Genomic DNA, 20495 nt, shown 5'->3' with positions numbered 1-20495 from the left:
CGCACCCTCACCCGCCGTCACGTTCGAGTAGCGAGCTTCCTGCCTGGTGGGGTGGTTAACGGGTGACGCAGGGGTCGATGCCGGGGGAGCCGGGGCGGGCGATGCCACGCTCGTTGAGGATCCGCTCCAACAGGGTCGGCCACGATGACATCAGCCCGTCCGCGCATGCGTCGATGAGCGCGTTGTAGGTGGACTCGTCCTCGGGGGCGGTGCCGCTGAACCAGACGTGGACCGCGTACCCGTCGGCGTGGGCGCGGGCGATGAAGGCCGGGGTGGCGACCGGAATGCCCTGGAACTGCACCGGCACCTGAAGGGCGACCGTGCCGTCGATCGGCGGCACGCCGGCGAGGAAATAGTTGGTCAGCCCCGCCATGCCGGGTGCCAGCGCAACCTCCGGCGCCAGCCGGTGGAACTCCGCTACCGCGAGATCGTTGAATGAGGTCACGATCATGTTCTGGGTCCGGTGGGTCTGCTTCAGCAGCGTGGCGAGCAATCGCGCGTTGTGCAGGAAGGACTCGGTGTCGGCGTCGTTGGTGCCCTTGATCTCGATGCTGATCGGCACGTCCCGGAACGTGGTGAGCACCTGGTGCAGCGACGGGATCGAGAAGTCGTTGGCCTGGTAGCCCCGTGGTGGCTTCCGGTCGTGGGTCCGGATGCCCCGCAACGGGTACGACTCCGGCGGCAGCCCGGGCACGGCGTTCTGGCCCGGCACGAAGTTGTACGCCGCGTCCAGCCTGCGTACCTCGCGGTATGTCATGTCCCGGATGAATCCCGTCCCGTTGGTGGTGCGGTCGGCTGTCGCATCGTGGATCGCCACCAGTACGTCGTCGGCGGTCGAGTGCACGTCCATCTCCAGCATGTCGGCGCCGGCGGCGACCGCACGCCGGTACGCGTACATGGTGTTCGACGGTGCCTCGCTCTCGCCGCCCTGATGCGCGATGTGCAGGAACCGGTTGTCGAGCCAGGGGTTGCGTGAGTCACCGGGTTGGGAGGTAGCGGCTTGGGCAGGGCTGCCCGGGGCGATACCGAGGGCCAGCACGGTCAATGAGGTCATCGTGGCGGCGGCGAAGCGCCTGAATAGTCCGGAGGTCATGTCTTCGCACCCTCGTGACGTCGGGCGAACCCCGGATCCGGGACCAGTGCCCGATAGACGAAATGTGGATTAACGTCCTCGCCGCAGCGAGCCTTCCTCATCGTCATCGAGGGCGGTTGAGCTGGCAAGGGCACGGGGCGTGTCAACACTCCAACTAGGACACACAACGCGGCTATACGCAGGGAGCATTCACTGCGGAGGCTGCTGGATGATCGCCCAGTCGCAGATCGCCGCGAGGGGCTTCTCCAGCGTGTGACCGAGGTCGGTGAGCTCGTACTCAACGTGCTGTGGCGCGCTCGCCTTGACTACTCGGCGCCGCACGAGCCCGTCGGTCTCCATCCCGCGCAACGTCTCGGTCAGCACCTTCTGGCTGATACCCGGCAGGCGGCGGCGCAGCTGGGCGTGCCGCTGCGGCCCGGCCAGCAGCGCGTAGATCAGCAGGACCCGCCACTTCGCCGCGAACCGCTCCAGCGCCTGCCGGGTCGAGCAGCTCTCCTCGAGTACGTCGGGGATGACGAGAACCATCGAATCCTCCCGGTCGTCGGCGCCGCTGCTGGTGCCGGTCTCGGCGTTGGCGTCGTACCGCCTGGGCCCGCACTCTGGCCCAGCCCCTGCCTCGGCATGGGCACTCCAAAGTGCCTTCTGGTCCGTGCTGGCCCCGCCGCCTACCGTCACGACCAACCCTAATTCGCCGAAGCTGAGGACCAGAAGATGAGCCTTGCCCGTACCGCCGACCCGGGGGCCGGACCCGACCAGCCGGCGGCCCCCGACACCGAACGCGTCACCTTCACCAGCGACGGCATCGACCTGGTCGGCGAGCTGCGGCTGCCGCCCGTCGCCGGGCCGGCGTCGGCGGTCGCCCTCACCGGGCCGTTCACCGGCGTCAAGGACCAGGTCGCCGGGACGTACGCCGAACGGCTCGCCCGGGCCGGCTTCGTCACGCTCGCCTTCGACCATCGTGGATTCGGCGAGAGCGGGGGCCGCCGCGGGCACGAGGACAGCCAGGGCAAGCTCGCCGACCTGCGGGCGGCGGTCGAGCTGCTGCGGTCCCGGCCCGAGGTGGACGCCAGCCGGATCGGGCTGGTCGGCGTCTGCCTCGGCGGCGGCTACGCGGTACGGGCGGCGGCGGAGAACCCCCGGGTGAAGGCGGTCGTCGGCATCGCCGGCGGCTACAACAGCCCGGCCTGGTTCGTCGAGCGGATGGGGATCGACGACTACCGCTCATCGCTCGGCGGGTTCCTCGACTCGTACGACGAGGTTCTCCCCGCCGTCGCGCCCGGCGGCGCGGAGGCGGCGATGGGCGGCGACGAGCCGTACGCCTACTACGGCACCAGCCGGTCCGCCTCACCGCACTGGTTCAACCAGGTGACCCGCGGTTCGCTGCACACGCTGATGACGTTCGACGCGCTCGGCGCGGCCCCGCTGCTCGCCGCGACCCCGCTGCTGATCGTGCACGGCAAGCTCGACGCCTACTGCGCGCCCGAACTCGCCGCCGAGCTGCACCGCCGGGCCGCCGGCGAGAAGGAGATCGTCTGGCTCGACGCCGCCCAGCACATCGACCTCTACGACGTGGAACCGCATGTCACCGACGCGGCGAGCGCGGCAGCCGCGTTCCTGCACCGGCACCTCTGACTGTCAGGCGGCGGCGGCCGGCTCTGCGGGTAGTGTCGGCCGTCATGCGGATGGTCTACACCTCGGCGCCGGAAGAGCTGTTCTTCCCCGCCCGTGACCGGCTGGTGCGGCGGTTCGACCGTTGGGCGCGGCGGCACCGTCGGCCGGTCGACGCGTTCGTCGTCGAGACGCTGCTCGAGCATCGCTGGGCCGACGGTGACGGACTCCTCGGACGGTGGCAGCCCGAGGACCTGGAAGAGGCGCTGCTCGACTGGTTTCCCCGCCAGGTGACGTTGCCGCCGGACCAGTGGGCCGGCGTCGCGCCGACCGTCGGCGCGTTCATCGACTTCCTCTTCGACCAGGACCTCGCCGACCGGCGGTGCGCCGACCGGCAACTGCTGCACGCCGCCCTGGACAAGTTCGCCGCACCGTTCGCCGACGCGATGACGGACCAGAGCCGTTACGGGCTCGCGAAGTTCTGGACCACCCGGATGCTGGACGAGGGCGTCGACCCCACCGATCAGGCGGCCGCCACGCGGTTCATCAGCGACCTGCACGCCGGTCGCGTCGCCGTCGACGAGGACCTGCTGCGCCAGGTGATGGCCAACCACCTGCTCGGCGAGGATTCCGACCGGCACCCGCCGCTGCCGCTGGTGGCCGTGCCCGACGACGACACCCTCCGCGGGCTGGCCGCCGATTCCGTTGTCGTACGCCGCCTGCAGGAGCTGGTGCGGTGGCTCGGTGACGGGCGGACCCTCACCACCACCGGCCGGCTGCGGCTGGCCGACGCGCGGGAACTCGTTGCGCTGCTGGAGACCGGCGACGTCCTCGACCCGGTGATCGGCGACCGGGTCTTCAAGACGCGCAGCAGCGACGAGCTGTACGTGCTCACCGTGCTGGTCGCTTGGGCCCGGGCGGCCCGCGTCGTACGGGTGGTCAAGGGGCGGCTGCTGCCGGTCAAGAGCGCGGCGAAGGTGCTGGCGGACCCGCTCGCGCTGTCCCGGCGGGCCTTCGCCGCGCTGTTCGAGCTCGGCGAGGCGGTCTGCGGCGGCGGGTGGGCCGAGTCGGTGCTGCGGTGGCGGTTCGACGAGGCGGTGTTCGCCGTGACCATGGCCCTGTACATCGCGCCGGAACCTGTGGCGATCGACGAGTTGCGGCAGCTCGCCTACCAGGCGGCATGCGACGGACTGGGGTTCGACCCCGGAAGCGAGGAGCAGGAGCGGAGCTGGCGCCGGCTCGCTGACAACGACACCGACCGCCTGCTCGACCAGCTGGCCAGGCTCGGAGCGATCGACAAGGATGCCGCTGCTGCCGCCCTGACCCCCTTGGGCGTCGGTCTGCTCGCCGGGCACCTGCGGGAACTGGGCGTGACCGTGCCGACCCTCGACCAGATGCTGGAGGAGACCGCGGAGGTGGTGGTCTCCACCGCCACCGGGAGCCCGCCGGAAACCGCCGCCGCCCTCATGCACGCCTGGTGCGCGCGCCACCCCGCCACTGCCTCCGCCGAGTTGCGGGCCCTGGCCGAGCGCACCGACGACCCCGAACATCGCAGGCTCGCCCTGGCGTACGCCTGAATCGGCGCGTGCGACGAGCATCCCCGCGGCTATGGACGCGCGGCACGGCCAAGGCTCTCGTCCAGCACTTCAACCTGAATTCCTGACGGGAAAGTGATGAACGACTTTTCGGCAGAGACACGGCGGGTCCTGCTCGAGGCCGGGTGGCGGCCGGGCCGGCGGGCGGACACCACCGCATGGCGGACGCCGCTGGAGGCGGGTGGGTTCGACATGCACCAGGCGGCCGAACGGTTCCTCGCCGAGTTCGGCAGGCTGACGTTCGCCCACCGGGGATCGGGATCTCGCAGACGCGTGTCCCGTTCGAGCTGGACCCGCAGCTGAAGGCCCGCGTGAAAGGACCAGCTGGGCGCCCGCGAAAAGAGGTTCGTGTCGTCCAGCAGCCGTGAATAGGATCGGATCATGGGCCGGACCTTCGACATCATCACCCCGCCGCGCTCCTGAGCGGGGCGACTCTGCTCATCGTGTCCAGCCTGTGCCGGCTGGACGCGCGGTTCACCCATCGCTGAGTCCGGTACGCCCCGCTTCCGCGACCCCAATTCCTCTCGTCGCAGGAGCGATTTCTTCATGCTTGTCTCCGAACACCCGGTGGCCGCCGCCCGACGCTCCGCCACCGGCCTGTGGTCGCTTGTCCTCGCCGGCGTGCTGTGGGGCACCGGTGGCCCCACCGGCAGCCTCCTCGCCCACGAAACGGGGCTGTCACCGTCGGCAGTGGCCGCCTACCGGCTCGCCGCGGGCGGCACACTCGTCATCGCCTCGCTCTGTTTGACCCGGCAACCGCTGCCACGTGGCCGGCACGCCTGGGCCCGGATGGTCGTGAACGGACTGCTCGCCGCGGTTTTCCAGTCCTGCTTCTTCGCCGCAGTGTCACTGACCGACGTCAGCCTGGCCACCCTACTCACCATCGGCGCCTCACCCGCCCTGGTCCTGTCCGCTGAATGGATCGCCGGACGGCGGCGGGTGAGCGCGTCGATGCTCGCCACAGTGGCGCTGGCCGTCAGCGGTCTGACCCTGCTCGTCGGCACGCCGGCCGGCGGCATCACCACCATGGATGCGCTCACCGGAGCCGGACTCGCGTTGCTGTCGGCAACCGGCTTCGCCACCATGACATTCATAGGCACCCGGCCCGTCGCCGGTCTCGACGATCTCACCGGGACCGGCGTGAGCTTCGCGATCGGCGCGGCCGTGCTCGCCCCTGCGGCCACAGTGACATCCGGCATGGACTTCGCCCCGACCCCGACGGCCGTGACGTTGCTGCTCCTGCTGGGCACCGCACCTACCGCGATGGCGTACGCCCTGTACTTCCGGGGCCTGCGTACCACCCCGGCCAGTACGGCAGCGCTGATCGCGCTACTGGAACCGCTCGTCGCCACACTCCTGGCCACGCTGTTCCTCGGCGATCGCCTCGGCTCGACCGGGCTCATCGGCGCCGGGCTGATCACCACCGCCATCGTGCTGAACACCCGCAGCACACACCACTGACAAGAGGGGCCCGGCCAGGACCAACAGGACCTGCCCGGGCCCCGAGTCTCGGGACGTCGGGGCTTCGACCAGGAGCAGCGATCTTCAGGCGGGCTCGTCGTCCCAGGCCAGCGAGCTCAATTTCCAGCCCGATGGGGTTTTGACGAACTGGGTCATCTTCATGCCACGGCCCTCGAACCACTCGCCGTTGAGGTAGCCCGACTTGCGGTACTCGCTGAACCGGTGGGCGATCGAGCCGTAGATTTCGGTGGTCTCCGAGGTCTCCCATTCCCGGAACTCGGTCAGCGTCCCGTCGGTGAGGATCTTCTCGCGAGGTTCGACGAACTGGCGCAGATCGTAGATCACCGGGGTCGCGCCGACGTTCTTGATGATCATCCCTTCGGGGATGAACACCTCGTAGATCGCCTCGACGTTCGGCCTGGCGCCGCCCGGGTTGGCGAAGGCATCCAGGAAGGTGGCCATCAGGCAGTCGAGTTCGGCCTTCACATCAGCGGACATGATGCTCCTGGCTCGCGAGAAGCCCGGTCGGCCGGCGCGGCGGCCCCGCCACTCGTCGGCCAGCACGGACCAAATCTCGAGATCAATCCGTCCGCCCCCGCCGTCCGGGTAGACCTGACGCAGCGTTCCGTCGTGGCTCATTCCCAGCCGCTGCGCGACCGCGATGCTGCGCTCGTTGCGCGATTTGGTGCGCCACTCGACGCGAGCAATGCCGCGTTCTTCGACGGCCCAGTCGATGAGCCGCTCTGCGGCGCGCGTGATCAGCCCGCGGCCCTGTGCGCCGGGCTCCAGCCAGCAGCCCGCTTCGCAGACGCCCAGCGCGGTGTCGAAGGAGACGAACATGACGCCGCCGACCAGGCGGTCGTCCAGCCAGATGCCCCAGATGCCGCCGTCGTCCTGAGCCCGCTTGTCCGCGTAACGCTGCAGTACCGCGCGAGCCCCGCCGACGTCGCGGGCGACGAACGAGGGGGAGACCCACGGCGCGATGTGCTCGCGCGCCCGGTCCAGGTGGGCGAGGAACTCCTCGGCGTGCCACGGGTCCAGCGGACGCAGCACGGCAGAGTCGGCGAGGGGCAGCGCGAACATCACAACCTCCGTACATAACAAACGTTTGGCATGTACGCTAGCAGGCCATGAGCCCCGCACGCACCGACCATGACTCCCGCCGCCAGGACGTCTCAGAGGCGGTTTGGCAGGTCCTGGCCGAGCACGGCTTCGGCGGCCTCACCATGCGCGCCGTGGCGGCTGCCCTGGGCTCCTCGACCGGACTGCTCACCCACTACTTCGCGGGCAAGCGCGAACTGATCGCCCACGCCCTCGACATCCTCGAGGTGCGCACCGCGCAGCGCCCCCGGCAGGCCGCTCCCGCACCCGGACTGGCGGCGCTGCGCACGCAGATGCTCAACATTCTCCCGCTGACCCCCGATGCAGCGGCGATGAACCGGATCTGGGTCGGCTCCTGGGACGTCGCCCTGTCCGACCCCGACCTGTTTGCCGCCCAGAGCCTTCGCTACGAGCGCATCCGGGCAGGCCTGCGCACCTCCATCGAGGACGCCCAACGGGTGGGCGAGCTTCCCGACGGTGACTCAGGCCGGCTCGCGACGACCGTGCTGGCGTTCACCCACGGCCTGGTGGTTCAGGCGCTGTTCGACCCCGAGCGGCTGCCAGCCGCGACGCAGACCCGACTCGTCGACGACTTCCTCGCAGCGCTCACCCGCTGAACCGCGACGTTCAACACCCCAGCACGGAAAATGGCCGGTAAGCCCAGGGAGCGGATCTTGGGCGGGTCGCAGGCGACGTCGCCTGCGACATGAGTGTGAGAAAGCATCGGTGTGGCGTGGAGTCCCGGAGGTGCAGGCGGTCAGGTCTGGACGTCCGGACCATGCGGTTGTCCACAGCGGCGGCCGCACGGGCGTAGGGTCGGTGCCGTGGTAGGGGCGGGGGCGTCGATACCGATACGTCGGCCCGGCGGATGTGCTGGCGTCGGTCGCCGACTCTCCCGAGGGCTGGCCCGTTCGATCATCGGTCGATCTCGACACCTACCTGGCGGCCGCAGATCCGCGCGACCGTGACGAGCCGTTCACCTACGTCATCGACCCTGGCGGCCTGCTGCTGCTCGTGCCGAGACGCAGCGAGGACGTCGCCTGCGCCGGCGGTGGGGAGGTCCTCGGCGCGGGGGAGATCGCCTTCGCTGGCGAGCGGGACGGCTGGGTCGTGACCGAGGTGGACGAGGCGTACCAGATGTGCTCGGATGCCCTGCTGCGCGTGGCCGGCCGATTCGAGCGGGCGCTGTTCGTGGGTGATCCCGGCCAGCTCGACCCGTTCTCCACCGTCGAGACCGCGCGCTGGACCGGCCTGACCTGGGATCCGATGCAGTCGGCGGTGGCCACCCTGCTGCGGCACAACCCGCAGCTGCCCGTACACCGGTTGCCGGTGTCCTGGCGGCTGCCCGTCAGCGCGGCGCCGGTGGTGGCGGCGGCCTTCTACCCGTTCACCGGGTTCCGGGCCGGCACCGGGCCCGCCGACCGGGCGTTGACGTTCACCGAGGCCGGGCCGGGCGACGGGTACGACGCGGCCGTCGAGGTGGCGGCCGAGTCGGGCTGGGCGCTGTACGAGCTGCCGGCCCGGCACACCCTGCGTACCGATGCCGAGGCCGCGGCGGCCTGCGCGGAGCTGGCGCTTCGGGTGCTGCGGCGCGGCGCGGTCGCGGTCTCCGAGCAGGCGCCGCAGGGCGCGCCGGTGACCGCCGACCGGATCGCCGTCGGGGCTGCCCACCGGGACCAGGTGGCGGCGATCCGCTGGCATCTCGGCGCGGCGGGTGCGGGCATCACCGTGGACACCGCCAACCGGCTCCAGGGCCGGGAGTACGACGTGACGATCGTGCTGCACCCGCTCTCCGGGCGGCGGGACGCGACCGCGTTCCACCTGGAGTCGGGGCGGCTCTGCGTGCTCACCTCCCGGCACCGGCACGCGTGCGTCGTGGTGGCGCGGGCGGGGATCCCGGAGCTGCTGGACGCGCACCCGTCGACCGAGCGGGTGCACCCGGACGTGCCGGTGAAGTTCCCGGACGGCTGGGAAGCCAACCAGACCATGCTCGCCCACCTCGCCGCGCACACCGTCCCCTGACTACGGCAGAAGCGTCAACGGTGCCCGCTGGCTCCGGACGGGACGGTCAGCCGGGGCGGCGAGCACCGCTGTAGGGCATATCCGCCAGCTGGGCCATGCGGACCACGTCCCCGGTATGCGGGGCGTGGACGAGCAGTCCATTGCCGACGTAGATACCCATGTGATGGTGATCGGAGTAGAAGAAGACGAGGTCGCCCGTGCGAAGGTTGTCTCTGCTCACTGCCACACCTGAGGTCCATTGATCACCTGTGTAGTGGGCCAGCTGCACCCCGGCGGCAGCCCACGCGTACTGGGTCAGGCCGGAGCAGTCGAACGAGTCCGGACCGTTGGCTGCCCACACGTACGGCTTGCCGATCTGCTTGCATGCGGTCTTTGCCGCGATGCCGCCGCTTCCGGTGATGGGGACGGCGGGACACTGCCCACCGATGAACAGCGGACTGGTCCCCGTGATGGGTGAGGTGCTGCTCGTGGTGGCGGCTGACTGCGCGGCGGCTGCGGCTCTGGCCGCGGCGGCCTCCGCGGCCTCCTTGGCCACCTCGGCGGCGGCGATCTTCTTGCGCAGCGCATCCAGCCGCTTGATCTCGGCGTCGATGGCCTTCTTGCGAGCCGCCAGCTGGGCCTGCTGGCGCTGCTGTATCGCGATCAGCGCGTCGACCTTCTCCTTGTCGGCGTCGTAGCTCGCCTGCTGCGCCGACAGCCTGGTGATCTGTCGCTTCTCCGAATCCGCGACCTGGTTCACGAGCGCGAGCTGATCCCCCAACGCCGTCGGCGAGCCACGGGACAGCAGGGCGTTGACCGTGGATATCGACCCTGCCTGCTTGTAGTACCCCGCAAGGATTTCCTGGACTTGCGCCCGGCTGGCCTCCACCGTCTTGCCGAGTGGCTCGATTTTGCGGCTCAGTTCGGCGGATCTCCGCTGGTTCGCGGCCAGTTCCGTCCGCACCTTGTTGTACTGCTCGATGACGGGTTCGAGCTTTTCCCATGCCGCGTCGATCTGCTTCTGTACGTCGGCGGCCGACGGTGCGGCGTCGGCGTGGGCCGCTGGTCCGACGGCCACCATGACCGCCGCCGCGACGGCGAGGATTCTGGTGAGCAGACGTGATCTGGTGGACCGGGTGGGCGTGGGTGGCAACGGGCTCGGCTCCTTCCACCGGCGTCCGGAACGGACGCGGACCAACAGTAGTGAGGACGGCCCGAGGAATATGCGTACGTAAGGCGCCGCTAATCGGATTCTTAATGCTCTCTAATCTTGAGCCTCCACCTGCGGCTCCACGGCCTTCACGGTCGTGTCGGCGAGCTGCAGCCGGATCGACTCGCTCAGCACGTGGATCGCTACCGCACATGCTGTGGAGCTGACTCGGCTGTGCTGTCGGAATCGGCCGGCGTGCGGCGACAGCACAAACGGCTCAGCTCCAAAGCGGCTCTCCACCCATCGCCAGTCAGGACGGGCGACGGCCCACCCGCTGACCCTCGGGCGAACAGAGGCAGTCGGTCCGGCCCGGTAGGGTGCCGGGGACGCCGTATCGGGAGGTGAGTCGATGCTCGCGGAGCTGGCGGTGCCACCCGCGGTCGAAGCGGAGCGCGTGATCACCGCGGTGCTCAGCGACCTGCGCTCCGGCGAGCACCGGGGCGTGGTCGTCGACTCCCCTCCGGGTGCCGGCAAGTCGACGCTCGTGGTCCGGGCCGCCACCGAGCTGGCCGCCGCCGGCGAGCCGCTGATCATCATCGCGCAGACCAACGAGCAGGTGGACGACCTCATCGACCGCCTCGCCCGCAAGGCACCCGAGCTGCGCATCGGCCGGCTCTCCGCCACCGACTACCGGCCCTCGGCCCGGGTCAGGGACCACGACAGCGTCCGGGTCGCGGCCAAGGTCGCCGACCTCGGCGGTCCGGCGGTCGTCATCGGTACGGCCGCCAAGTGGGCCACGGTCGCCGAGGGCACCTGGCCGTGGGCGATCGTCGACGAGGCGTACCAGATGCGCTCGGACGCCCTCCTGCGTCTGGCCGGGCGGTTCGAGCGGGCGCTGTTCGTGGGGGATCCCGGCCAGCTCGATCCGTTCTCCACCGTCGAGACCGTGCGCTGGACCGGGCTGACCTGGGATCCGATGCAGTCCGCGGTGGCCACCCTGCTGCGGCACAACCCGGAACTGCCCGTACACCGGTTGCCGGTGTCCTGGCGGCTGCCGGCCACGGCGGCGCCGGTGGTGGCGGCGGCCTTCTACCCGTTCACCGGGTTCCGGGCCGGCACCGGGCCGGCCGACCGGGGGTTGACGTTCACCGCGGCGGGACCGGGGGACGCGGTCGACGCGGCGGTCGAGCTCGCGGCCCGCACCGGCTGGGGGCTGTACGAGCTGCCGGCCCGGCACACGCTGCGTACCGATACCGAGGCCGCGGCGGCCTGCGCGGAGCTGGCGCTGCGCGTGCTGCGGCGCGGCTCGGTCGCCGTCTCCGAGCAGGCGCCCGGTGGCACTGCGGTGACGGCGGACCGGATCGCGATCGGGGCCGCGCACCGGGACCAGGCGGCGGCGATCCGGTCGCGGCTCGGCGAGGCCGGCGCAGGCATCACCGTCGACACCGCCAACCGGCTCCAAGGCCGGGAGTACGACGTCACGATCGTGCTGCACCCGCTCTCCGGGCGGCGCGACGCCACCGCGTTCCACCTGGAGTCGGGGCGGCTCTGCGTGCTGACGTCCCGGCACCGGCACGCCTGCATTGTGGTGGCGCGGGCCGGGATTCCGGAACTCCTGGATGCGCACCCGTCGACCGAGCGCGTGCACCTGGACGTGCCCGTGAAGTTCCCGGACGGCTGGGAAGCCAACCAGACCATGCTTGCCCACCTCGCCGCGCACCGCGCCTGCTGACTACGCGGCGGATGCGAGCGCGCCCAGCTGTGCAGGGAGGTACCGGTCCCCGTCATGGTGCGGGGGCGAGTCGCTGTAGTCGGCGGTTCCACCACGCGGGGCGGGTCTGCGCCTGTCGGCGGAGTCGCCGGTGCTCCCAGTGCTGGAACGCGATGAGTCCCGGCACGAGCCCGAGCATGGCCATCGGCAGGTACCGGCGGGCGGTGCGGTTCTCCCGGAGGATGGCGAGCAGTCCTGTTGCGCCCGAGAAGTAGAGGATCGGGTTGTAGAAGGGCATCAGCTCGGGTCCCAGCCCTTCGCAATCCCTCAACCAGGGCAGACCTGTTCTGGTGCGACGGGTCGGCCAGCCGAGCAGATGGGCCGATATCGCAGCGATCCCGAAGCCGTTCGCCGCTGCCAGGAGCTTGTCAGCCGACTCGTCGCGAGCGCTCGTAGCTAGGACGCCGCCGGTGACGAGGGTCCAGAAACCGGCCGCGCCGTACGGCCCGATCACCGAGGCGAGCGGCATACCCACGCCGGCCCCCAGCTCGAACACCACGTGTCCCGCAAGGCTGACCACGGTCAGCCGGGTCAGCGGTCGGCGTTCCGCGGGCTGCCCGGCGGCCCCCGATCTCGTCAGCCACGATGCCGTCATAACGCGCTCGACTTTAGGTGATCTACGGCGTCCCAGGGGCAACATCCCTAAAGCCAGGGCTGCGTACCTAGGGATGGTCCGGCGCGTACCGGCGCGGTTGGCCGCGGGGGCGGTTGTCCGGACGTAGAGTCGATGCCATGGCAGGGGCGAGGCGCCGGTACCGGTACATCGGCCCGCTGGACGTGCGCGCTGCGGTTGCCGGCTTCCCCGAAGGCTGGCCCATCCGATCCCTGGCCGATCTCGACAGCTACCTGGCCGCCGTCGATCCGCGCGACCTGGACGAGCCCTTCACCTTCGTCATCGACCGCGACGGCACACTGCGGCTCGCGCCGAGGCGCAGCGAGCACGTCGCCTGCGCCGGAGGCGGCGAGGTCCTCGGCGCGGGGGAGATTGCCTTCGCCGCCGACCGGAACGGCTGGGCCGTGACCGAGGTGAGCAACCAGTCCACCGGCTACTGTCCCGATCTCAGCTCGTGGGCGGCGGTGGCGGACGCCCTCGCCCGGGCCGGCATCGCCCGCCCGGACGGCTTCACCGCGTCCATCGTCTTCCGGCGCTGCCTGGACTGCGGCCAGCGCAACGTGGTCCGCGACGGCGACTACAGCTGTGCGGTCTGCGGTGCTGAACTGCCGGAGAATGTGGAACCTCGGCTGACTGCACAGCCGTCGACCGATCAGCGTTCGCGCTGACCGCCGAACCGGCTGAGGGGAAGCGCCGCGCGAGGCGGGGCTAGCGTGCGGGGTTGCGGGCGGCGAGCGAAGCGTTCAGCGCGGTGGCGAAGCCGGTCCACGCCACGTACGGCAGCAGCGACGCCCCGGCGAGCCGGTCGGCCCGCCACGCCTGGCGCAGGAGTCCGACGTTGGCCGCGTTCAGCGCGACGATCTCGACCAGGGCCGACCGCGGGCTGCGGGCGCGGAAGAACAGCGCGGTCCAGCCGGCGTTCAGCGCGAGATCGACCGCGTACGCGCGGGCGAACCGGGCGCGCTGTGGGCCGGCCGTACGGTCCAGGACCCGCGCGCCCGCGAACGCGATCAGCGCGTACAGCGGGGTCCAGACCGCGGGAAACGCCGCCGGCGGCGGCTGCCAGGCCGGCTTGTCCAGCGAGCGGTACCACTCCGAGCCGGGGTCGGTGGCGACGGCGCCGGAGGCGGCGGTGGCCGCCGTGGCGAGGCCGGTCTTGACGAGCGTCGGAGTGCGCATGGGTGTCCCATACCCGTCCCGATGCCGGCCACCCCTCCCGTCACTTCCGCCAGGCGGGGGCCATCCGCTCCGACATCTCGCGCCAGAACGTCCGCAGATCCTCCCGGTTGACCGCCTGCCAGTCCGCCCGCCCGGGCGACCGCAACCACCGCTCGACGAGGTCGACCTGATGGGCGCAGAAGGCCTCGTCCATCTGGTACGGCAGCTCGTCGCCCTTCGGCGGCAGCGGGCATAGCCGGAACGGGCAGTCGTCGATGCAGGTGGCGCCCGGTTGCACGTCGTGGGCCTGGCGCCGACTCAGGGTGACCCGCATGGCGCTGCGGTCGATGGTGAGGCACGGCGGCAGCTCGGCCCGGCTGGCCCGGCTGAGCCGGCGCGCCCGCTGGTCGTTGTCCCGTCCCCGGTCGGCGAGGTTGAGCAGCAGCATCACGTCGGCCAGCAGCCGTTGGGCCCGCGGTTCCAGGACGGCCCAGCCGTGCCAGGGCGGCAGCCAGGAGGCCAGGTGCCGCCGGATGCCCGGCTGGGGGTTGACCGACCCGATCCGCCCGACGATCTCCCGTTCGTCCAGCCAGCAGTGCCGCTCGGGATGGCGGTCGATGAGCGCCGCGACGCACAGGTCCGCGACCTCGAGGACGAGCGGGTGGGCCGTACCGCCGCCTGGCTGCGGGGCGCGGTGCCCGCCCCCGGCGATGGAGGTCCAGAAGCTGACCAGCCCGCGCGGGTCCGAGCCGTGACCTCGCTCGCGCAGCGTCTCGCTGGGATCGCGGGGCAGGGCGAGCAGGGTGAGTGCCTGGATGAGCACCAGGTGGGAGTACCAGAACCGGGAGTGCCGCAGCGCCTTCTCGGCTTCCTCGATCAGCACGCTGCGGTGCGCCGGGTAGGTCCGGCAGTTGGCCGCCATCCGGAACCCCTGTGCCAGGGTGAGTTCGTAGACGCGGGCGCCCTCGCGGAAGTCGGTGGCCAGCCGGTCGACCCAGCGCCGCAGGGTTTCCCGGGCCATGCCCTGCCAGTCCGGTTCGTCGGGCGCGTGTGCGGCCTCGGTGAAGAGGAACAGCGACGGCGCGAGCCAGGTCCGCAGCTCCTCCAGGCGCTCCCGGCCCTGGGTGTCGGCCGCCTGCGGCGGCTCGTCGAGCAGGTCGCGCAGCGCGCCGACCGCCGCGTTGCCGCCGCTGGCGATCTGGCGGGCCGCGGTCAGCCGAGGCAGGTACGACGTCTCGTACGCCATCATCTGGAACAGCTGCCGGTATTGCGGCGTGGGCTGCTGCCGCCGCAGCCCGGTGGGCTCCGGTGGCCGGTCGCGGAGCCTCCAGGCGGCGGCGCCGTACCGGTGCACCAGGGCGATCTTGCCGTCTTCGAGCGGCCGGTCGGTGATCGAGCCGTCCCCTTGATACCGGGGCCATGCCTGGAGGATCGCGTCGGCCAGTTTCCGGTGGGCCGTGTGCCCGGTGCCGGCGTCCATCTCCAGCGCGGTCGCAAACATCTCCATCGCCCGGGTGCGGTTGCGCGTCCCGGTCGCCGCATCACAGAGCCGGTGGACGAGAGCGGTCGACCGCTCTTGGGTCGCTCTCGCGTCCCGGACGCCCGGGGACGATCCTTTCTGCCGGACGGCGTCCCGAAGTCGGAGCAGGGTTCCGTGCGGCACCGGTGGTTTCCGCCGCCCGTCCAGCCGTTCGAACGCGCCCGCGCTGCCGGTGTAGAGGGTGAGGGCGGAGAGCAGCTCCCGTCCGGGGCCGTGGTTCTCGGTGAAGGCCCGCTCCAGGAAGTCGTCGTCGCGCAGGGCGGCGGTGAGGTAGCGCGTCCCGAGGTACGCCTGGATCACGCCGTGCTGGAAACGGACCCCGTCCTGCCGCTTCACCACGATGTTCAGCGCGTCCCCGGTGGTCTCGGCGAGTCCGAGGTCCTGCGGGTTGTCGGCGCTGAGCTTGTGCAGCCGGGCCCGCAGCTCGGCCAGGATCCACTGGCGGCCGGCGTCCTTCCCGCCCTCGGCACCGGTGAGGTCCGTGGTCCGCACCGACAGCCGGTTGTCGCGCAGCCCGATGCAGGCGAGCGCGGAGAGCACCTCGATCGCGTCGGCCCGTTCGGTGCGCGGCATGCCGTAGTCCTCGTACAGGTCCCCGGCGACGATGGCGTCCCACCACTCCTCCAGCAGGCACCAGCGCAGCGCGGACCTGCCCTGGTCCGTCGGCCCGACCCGGTCCAGGCGGTCCACCCCGTGGAGCTGGCTGATCACCCGCAGGTAGAACGGTGAGTCGGCGACGTCGGCAGCCTTGACCAGTTCGGTGATCCGGTCCCACTGCTGGCCGGCGCCCGAGCGATGGCTGCGGGCCTGCACGTACTCCAGCGCGGCGCCCGTGGAGAGCGGCTCGAGTTGCAGCAGCAGCGCGTCCAACCCGCGCAGCGGATCGTCGGGTCGGGAGGCGACCACCAGGGGGAGCCGCTCGCGGACCGCGCCCCGCACCGCCTCGCGGAGCACGCTGTCCCGGTCGGCGGGCTGAGCGGAGTCGGCGAGGACCTCCTCCAGGCCGTCCGCGAGCACCACGATCCGGTTTTCCAGCCAGAGCCGCCGCCACACCTTGTCGGCCTCGCCGGCGGCGTGCAACTGGCTGTCGATGGTCTTGGTGAACTGTTCGAGGGCAAGCTGGTGGAAGTTCAGCTTCGCCGGGTCCGTGACGGTGCGCAGGTCGATCCCGACCGGTACCACGTCAGTGGCCATCAGCATCTCCGCGAGGCGGACCAGGGTCGCGGTCTTGCCGGTGCCGATGCCCCCCACCAGCAGCAGCGGCCGCCGGCGATGCTCGTCCTGCAGCCGCTGGATCATCAGTTCGCACAGTTCGTCGCGGCCGACGACGTGGTTCGCGCCGACGTCGCGTTCGGCGGTGGGCAGCAGCATCCGCAGGTTGCGCAGGGCGTTGCGGTCGTACCAGCGACGGACCGGGACGTACCGCCAGAAGAGGAAAACGGCCAGCCCCAGCGCCAGCACCAGTGGGCCCTTGACGAAGCCCTCCACCTGCCCGCAGTAGTACGACCTGGGCGGTTTCCCCGCGCACCACTTCGACATCGGCAGGAAACCGAGCTCGGTGTTGAGGACGGTCAGGACCAGCGAGAAGACGGTCCACACCACGAGCGTCCCGGCGGTGGCGAGGATGACCCACCGCAGCCCGCGGTGGTGCCGCCAGGTCATCCGGTGGTCGGCCCGCTCGTCCTCCCGCCGGCGGCGGGTCCGCTCGGCGTGGCGTTCCTGTCGGGTACGCCACCGACGCCGGCGCTGGCGTAACCACAGCTGGGTCGCCCAGACGGGACCACGTCTCGGCCCGCGCATGGACACCCCCATGATCGGCATGGTCGGCTACCGGACGGAGGCGTAGCTCCCCTTCCAGGCCCACGGTAGTGCCCATCTGCGCAGGTCAGCGCCGGTTCGGTAATTCTCGCGGCGGGCCGGGGTCAACGGCCCGGGGGCTGGTAGGTCTCTTTCACCCGGACCGCCTCGTCGACCTCCTCGGCGGTCAGCACCGGTGTGACCCGCGAGTCCAAACCGCCGGCTGCCCGGATGGCGATGACCAGTGCGGCCGCGCTCCTGTGGTCCGGCAGGTCACACAACACATAGGTGTCCTTCTTACCGAATGAGAAGTACATCGACTCCAGCCGCCCGCCGTTGGCCTCGATCGTCTTCCGGACGACGTCGACGCGCTTGGTGCCACCGTCACTGATCAGCCCCTTGAGCCCCTCGACGGTGTAGGTCGACTGCAACAGGAATTTGGGCACCTCGACATCAACTCCCGATGTGGTGGCGGCCGCGCGGCGGCCGCCAGTGCCTACGGATCAACTCTCGGTGGACCGGGGGTCTGTTCAGCGCGTTCCTTGGCGTTGGACCCGTTCGCGGCCCTCGACCCTGGCCCGGCCCTGGTCGCGTTCTGTGCCGGATGTCCCGGTCGCGGCTCGCAGCCGCCGGCGTTGCGGCGAGTGTTCGACCTCGGAGCCCTGCCGGCCCCGTGCCCCGCTGCCGGGATTCCGCCCCGCGCGCGCCGACTCGCCGCCTGGATCATGCTTGTTCGGCTTGTGGCTACCCATGGCCCGCGCATTCCCGGTAGCCCGACGGCTAGTCCTCCACGAGCGCTCCCGACCGTTTCGTCAGTCGGTGACCTTCGCGTAGGTGACGAGGAGTGCGCCGGTGCTCGTCGCCTGGCTGCTCACCAGCGAGAACGACCGCAGCAGACCATCCTCCGGCCAGATGCGCTTGCCGCCGCCGAGGCGCACCGGGTCGACCATCAGCCGTAGCTCGTCAACCAGGTCGTGCGCCAGCAGCGTCGCGGCCAGCCGAGCGCTGCCGATCAGGTGCACCTCACCGTCACCCAGCTCCTTGAGCGCGCCCACCGCCGGCACCAGGTCCCCGGGCAGCAGCGCGGAGTGCGCCCAGTCGGCGGACGAGAGCGTCGAGGACACCACGTACTTCGGCTTGCTGTTCAGCGGGTCCGCGACCACCCGCTCCGGCCCAGTCACGTGCGGCCAATGCGCGGCGAAGTTCTGGTACGTCACCCGTCCGAACAGGAAGGCGGACGCGACGTTCAGATTGTCGACCACCCACTGCCGCGACGTGTCGTCGAACCAACGCAGGTGCCAGCCACCGTGCGTGAACCCGCCGCTGGGGTCCTCGTCGGGCGCGCCGGGCGCCTGCACCACACCGTCCATGCTCATCCACTCGACCACCACCAGCTTCACGCCGCCACCTCCGCGAGCTTGTCCAGCGCCGACTCCCAGCCGGGTGCCACGCCGTCGGCCACCTGCGGCATCGCCGCCGCCAGCTCGTCCAAACGCTCGTGTACGAGGGAAAGGTCAGTCCCGCCGTCCGGCTTTCCGTCGAGGGTCACGGTCAGCAGCGAGTCGAAGCTCGGCCCCTCGGTGCGCTGCGGGCCGACGAAGCCCCAGCGCCAGACGATGCGCCGGTCCTGTTCCAGCTCGACAATTTCGCAGTCGAAGCCGCCGACGTCGGTGCCGGCATCGGAGTGCCAGATCCGGTACCGGCCGCCCACCCGCGGCTCGACCTCGGCGCGGGCCACCTCCAGCCCGCCGGGGGCGAGCCACCGGCGCAGCAGGTCGGGGTCGAGCCAGGCCCGGTAGACCTTGTCGGGTGGGGCGGGGATGTCGCGGTGCAGCCGTACGGCGGTGCTCATCGGTCGGTCCCTTCGTCGGTGAAGAGCGCCTCCAGGGCGTCGAGCCGCTCGGTCCAGTGGCGCTCGTAGAAGTTCAACCAGGCCGAGGCGGAGGCGAGCGGGGCGGCTTCCAGCCGGCACACGTGCCGCCGGCCGGTGACCGTGCGCTTGACCAGGCCGGCCCGCTCCAGCACCTGCACGTGCTTGGACGCGGCGGCCAGGGACATCTCCAGCGGCTCGGCCAGTTCGCCGACGGTCAGCTCCCGCTCGGCGAGCCGGCGCAGCATGGTGCGCCGCGCGCCGTGTGCGAGGGCGTGGAACACCGCGTCCATGCCCACCGAATCCTCAACCATGTGGTTGAGGATAGGCGACGGCGTGCCCGTTTGTAAACCAGTTGGTTGAGCTTTACTGGCGCGGCCGCGAAAAGGCCCCCGACCCGCCGTGGCGGCTGGTCGGGGGCGGTCGGCTCGGGACGGGTCAGCGCTCCTCGGGTGCCTCCTCGCCCTCCAGCAACCGGGCCAGGCCGGTCGCTCCTGGGCCGATCCGGTCGACCTGCTCGTTGAAGAGCATGTGGATGGTGCCGTCGGCGTCCATGGCCAGGCTCGCGTGCCCGTCGTACTCCTCACCGACCGGATAGAGCTGGCCGGCCGTCGACCCGTCGAGGCTGTCGAACCACCTCTTCTGGCCGAGGCACAGCACCGGGTCGAGTCGTACGCCGATGCGGGCGTAGTCGCGGCCCGGGCCGCTCACCGGCACCGCCAGCCCGCCGAACTCGGTCAGGAACGCGCGCGCGGGGGCGTGCATGACGAACCCCTCCGGGGTGAGCGCCTTCTCCCACTCGGACACGTCCACCCGGCGGCGCGGCGACCAGCCCGCCGTCTTGAGCTCCTGTGCCGCCCGCGCCGGCAGGTCGCGGTCGTCCCCGCGCATCACAGCACCTCCTCGAGGTCGAACTCGTTCCGCAACGCCTTACAACTGCTGCAGCACGGATTGTGGGCGCATGTCCGTCACCCGGGAAGCCACCCGGAATGTCGGTGGTGGCTGCTTCACTACCACCCGGCATGAGGGGGCGTCTTGACCGAGGTACGCATCGAACGCTGGAGCGCCGACGACCTGGAGCTGCTGCGGCAGCTCAACGCGCCGGAGATCCGCAACCACACCGGCGGCCCGGAGACCGACGAGCAGGTGATCGCGCGGCACGACCGGTACGTCCGCGGCCCCGGCCCGCGCAGCGGCACCATGTTCACCATCGTGCTGCCCGACGGGGTGAAGGTCGGCAGCGTCGGCTACTGGGAACGGCTCTGGCACGACGAGCCGGTCTACGAGATGGGCTGGGCGGTCCTGCCCGCGTACCAGGGGAGGGGGCTGGCGACCGCGGCGGTGCGCGCGGCCATCGCGGAGGCCGCGGCGGAGCGGAAGCTTCGGTGGGCGCACGCCTACCCGTCGGTCGACAACCCCCCGTCGAACGCGGTCTGCCGCAAGGCCGGCTTCACCCTGCTCGGCGAGACCGAGTTCGAGTACCCGCCGGGCCACCTGATGCGCTCCAACGACTGGCGCGTCGACCTGACCGATCGAAGCTGACCACACCTGGGGGAACAGGAGTGACGAGTCGGCCTGTCCCAGGTGACGCCGTTATGCGAAGTCGTGCAAGGGCTGCGGAAAGGTCGGGGCGGTGCCGGGTCACGGACAGTGCGTGACGGGCCGGTCGCCATACGATGCCGGCGGCACATGACGCACGGGGGGTGTCTCGTCACTGCCACGCGGGTCCCTCGTCGC

At 71.1% G+C, this 20495-nt stretch carries 20 protein-coding genes and 1 pseudogene; 9 read left to right on the top strand and 12 right to left on the bottom strand.

Features of this window, described 5'->3' with window-relative positions; translation table 11 throughout:
• Positions 1–55: 55 nt before the first annotated feature.
• Positions 56–1093 carry a glycerophosphodiester phosphodiesterase family protein gene (locus tag DKL51_RS30560; RefSeq protein WP_221623264.1) on the bottom strand — a complete coding sequence of 346 codons (1038 nt, stop codon included), beginning with the start codon at positions 1091–1093 and terminating at the stop codon, positions 56–58.
• Positions 1094–1282: 189 nt separating this feature from the next.
• Positions 1283–1618 carry a winged helix-turn-helix transcriptional regulator gene (locus DKL51_RS30555; protein ID WP_124812953.1) on the bottom strand — a complete coding sequence of 112 codons (336 nt, stop codon included), beginning with the start codon at positions 1616–1618 and terminating at the stop codon, positions 1283–1285.
• A gap of 186 nt (positions 1619–1804) precedes the next feature.
• Between DKL51_RS30555 and DKL51_RS30550 the strand changes: the two genes are divergently transcribed.
• From DKL51_RS30550 to DKL51_RS30535, 4 genes are all read left to right on the top strand, one after another.
• A complete protein-coding gene (locus tag DKL51_RS30550; protein WP_124812951.1) occupies positions 1805–2725 on the top strand; it encodes an alpha/beta hydrolase in 921 nt (306 codons plus the stop codon).
• A gap of 44 nt (positions 2726–2769) precedes the next feature.
• Positions 2770–4278: a hypothetical protein gene (locus DKL51_RS30545; protein WP_124812949.1), complete on the top strand. Its 1509-nt coding sequence runs from the start codon at positions 2770–2772 to the stop codon at positions 4276–4278.
• 96 nt (positions 4279–4374) lie between these two features.
• Positions 4375–4599 carry an SUKH-3 domain-containing protein gene (locus DKL51_RS37335; protein ID WP_124812947.1) on the top strand — a complete coding sequence of 75 codons (225 nt, stop codon included), beginning with the start codon at positions 4375–4377 and terminating at the stop codon, positions 4597–4599.
• A 243-nt stretch (positions 4600–4842) separates the two neighbouring features.
• Complete coding sequence (locus tag DKL51_RS30535; RefSeq protein ID WP_124812945.1) at positions 4843–5757, top strand: DMT family transporter; 915 nt, start codon at positions 4843–4845, stop codon at positions 5755–5757.
• Positions 5758–6291: 534 nt separating this feature from the next.
• On the opposite strand, the pseudogene DKL51_RS36785 reads toward DKL51_RS30535, so the two are convergent.
• Positions 6292–6840, bottom strand: a pseudogene (locus DKL51_RS36785) (GNAT family N-acetyltransferase); the annotation flags it as partial.
• A 47-nt stretch (positions 6841–6887) separates the two neighbouring features.
• Here DKL51_RS36785 and DKL51_RS30525 point away from each other — a divergent pair.
• On the top strand, positions 6888–7475 hold the full coding sequence (locus tag DKL51_RS30525; RefSeq protein ID WP_124812941.1) for a TetR/AcrR family transcriptional regulator: 588 nt from the start codon (positions 6888–6890) through the stop codon (positions 7473–7475).
• A 253-nt stretch (positions 7476–7728) separates the two neighbouring features.
• Positions 7729–8880 carry an AAA domain-containing protein gene (locus tag DKL51_RS30520; RefSeq protein ID WP_260428722.1) on the top strand — a complete coding sequence of 384 codons (1152 nt, stop codon included), beginning with the start codon at positions 7729–7731 and terminating at the stop codon, positions 8878–8880.
• A 46-nt stretch (positions 8881–8926) separates the two neighbouring features.
• Here DKL51_RS30520 and DKL51_RS30515 read toward each other — a convergent pair whose 3' ends face one another.
• Positions 8927–10012 (bottom strand): C40 family peptidase, encoded by a 1086-nt coding sequence (locus DKL51_RS30515; RefSeq protein ID WP_124812939.1) that lies wholly within the window; start codon positions 10010–10012, stop codon positions 8927–8929.
• A gap of 406 nt (positions 10013–10418) precedes the next feature.
• Between DKL51_RS30515 and DKL51_RS30510 the strand changes: the two genes are divergently transcribed.
• The gene (locus DKL51_RS30510) at positions 10419–11741 is read left to right on the top strand and encodes an AAA family ATPase (RefSeq protein WP_124812937.1); all 1323 of its coding nucleotides are present in this window, start codon (positions 10419–10421) and stop codon (positions 11739–11741) included.
• 52 nt (positions 11742–11793) lie between these two features.
• On the opposite strand, the gene DKL51_RS30505 is transcribed toward DKL51_RS30510, so the two are convergent.
• Positions 11794–12375: a hypothetical protein gene (locus tag DKL51_RS30505; protein ID WP_124812935.1), complete on the bottom strand. Its 582-nt coding sequence runs from the start codon at positions 12373–12375 to the stop codon at positions 11794–11796.
• Positions 12376–12512: 137 nt separating this feature from the next.
• Here DKL51_RS30505 and DKL51_RS30500 point away from each other — a divergent pair, with 137 nt between their 5' ends.
• Positions 12513–13061, top strand: a complete 549-nt coding sequence (locus DKL51_RS30500) for a TFIIB-type zinc ribbon-containing protein (RefSeq protein WP_124812933.1) — start codon at positions 12513–12515, stop codon at positions 13059–13061.
• A 40-nt stretch (positions 13062–13101) separates the two neighbouring features.
• On the opposite strand, the gene DKL51_RS30495 is transcribed toward DKL51_RS30500, so the two are convergent.
• The 7 genes from DKL51_RS30495 to DKL51_RS30465 all read right to left on the bottom strand — a co-directional run bounded on the left by DKL51_RS30495 (position 13102) and on the right by DKL51_RS30465 (position 19649).
• Positions 13102–13572, bottom strand: coding sequence for a TspO/MBR family protein (locus DKL51_RS30495; protein ID WP_124812931.1), 471 nt, complete (start codon positions 13570–13572; stop codon positions 13102–13104).
• Positions 13573–13612: 40 nt separating this feature from the next.
• Complete coding sequence (locus tag DKL51_RS30490; protein ID WP_185734974.1) at positions 13613–16903, bottom strand: NACHT domain-containing protein; 3291 nt, start codon at positions 16901–16903, stop codon at positions 13613–13615.
• 110 nt (positions 16904–17013) lie between these two features.
• On the bottom strand, positions 17014–17334 hold the full coding sequence (locus DKL51_RS30485; RefSeq protein WP_109948084.1) for a GYD domain-containing protein: 321 nt from the start codon (positions 17332–17334) through the stop codon (positions 17014–17016).
• A gap of 366 nt (positions 17335–17700) precedes the next feature.
• On the bottom strand, positions 17701–18288 hold the full coding sequence (locus DKL51_RS30480) for a dihydrofolate reductase family protein (RefSeq protein ID WP_124812927.1): 588 nt from the start codon (positions 18286–18288) through the stop codon (positions 17701–17703).
• The gene (locus DKL51_RS30475) at positions 18285–18740 is read right to left on the bottom strand and encodes an SRPBCC family protein (protein WP_124812925.1); all 456 of its coding nucleotides are present in this window, start codon (positions 18738–18740) and stop codon (positions 18285–18287) included. Before DKL51_RS30475 ends, DKL51_RS30480 begins: the two co-directional genes overlap by 4 nt.
• Positions 18737–19072 (bottom strand): ArsR/SmtB family transcription factor, encoded by a 336-nt coding sequence (locus DKL51_RS30470; RefSeq protein ID WP_124812923.1) that lies wholly within the window; start codon positions 19070–19072, stop codon positions 18737–18739. Before DKL51_RS30470 ends, DKL51_RS30475 begins: the two co-directional genes overlap by 4 nt.
• Positions 19073–19196: 124 nt before the next feature.
• Positions 19197–19649, bottom strand: a complete 453-nt coding sequence (locus DKL51_RS30465) for an SUKH-3 domain-containing protein (RefSeq protein ID WP_124812921.1) — start codon at positions 19647–19649, stop codon at positions 19197–19199.
• 144 nt (positions 19650–19793) lie between these two features.
• Here DKL51_RS30465 and DKL51_RS30460 point away from each other — a divergent pair, with 144 nt between their 5' ends.
• Positions 19794–20300 carry a GNAT family N-acetyltransferase gene (locus DKL51_RS30460; RefSeq protein ID WP_109948076.1) on the top strand — a complete coding sequence of 169 codons (507 nt, stop codon included), beginning with the start codon at positions 19794–19796 and terminating at the stop codon, positions 20298–20300.
• Positions 20301–20495 lie beyond the last annotated feature (195 nt).

The sequence above is a fragment of the Micromonospora globispora genome, from assembly GCF_003857015.1.
Taxonomy (GTDB): domain Bacteria; phylum Actinomycetota; class Actinomycetes; order Mycobacteriales; family Micromonosporaceae; genus Micromonospora; species Micromonospora globispora.
The sequence above is the reverse complement of the archived record's forward strand: the minus strand, read 5'-3'. Positions and strand labels throughout refer to the sequence as shown.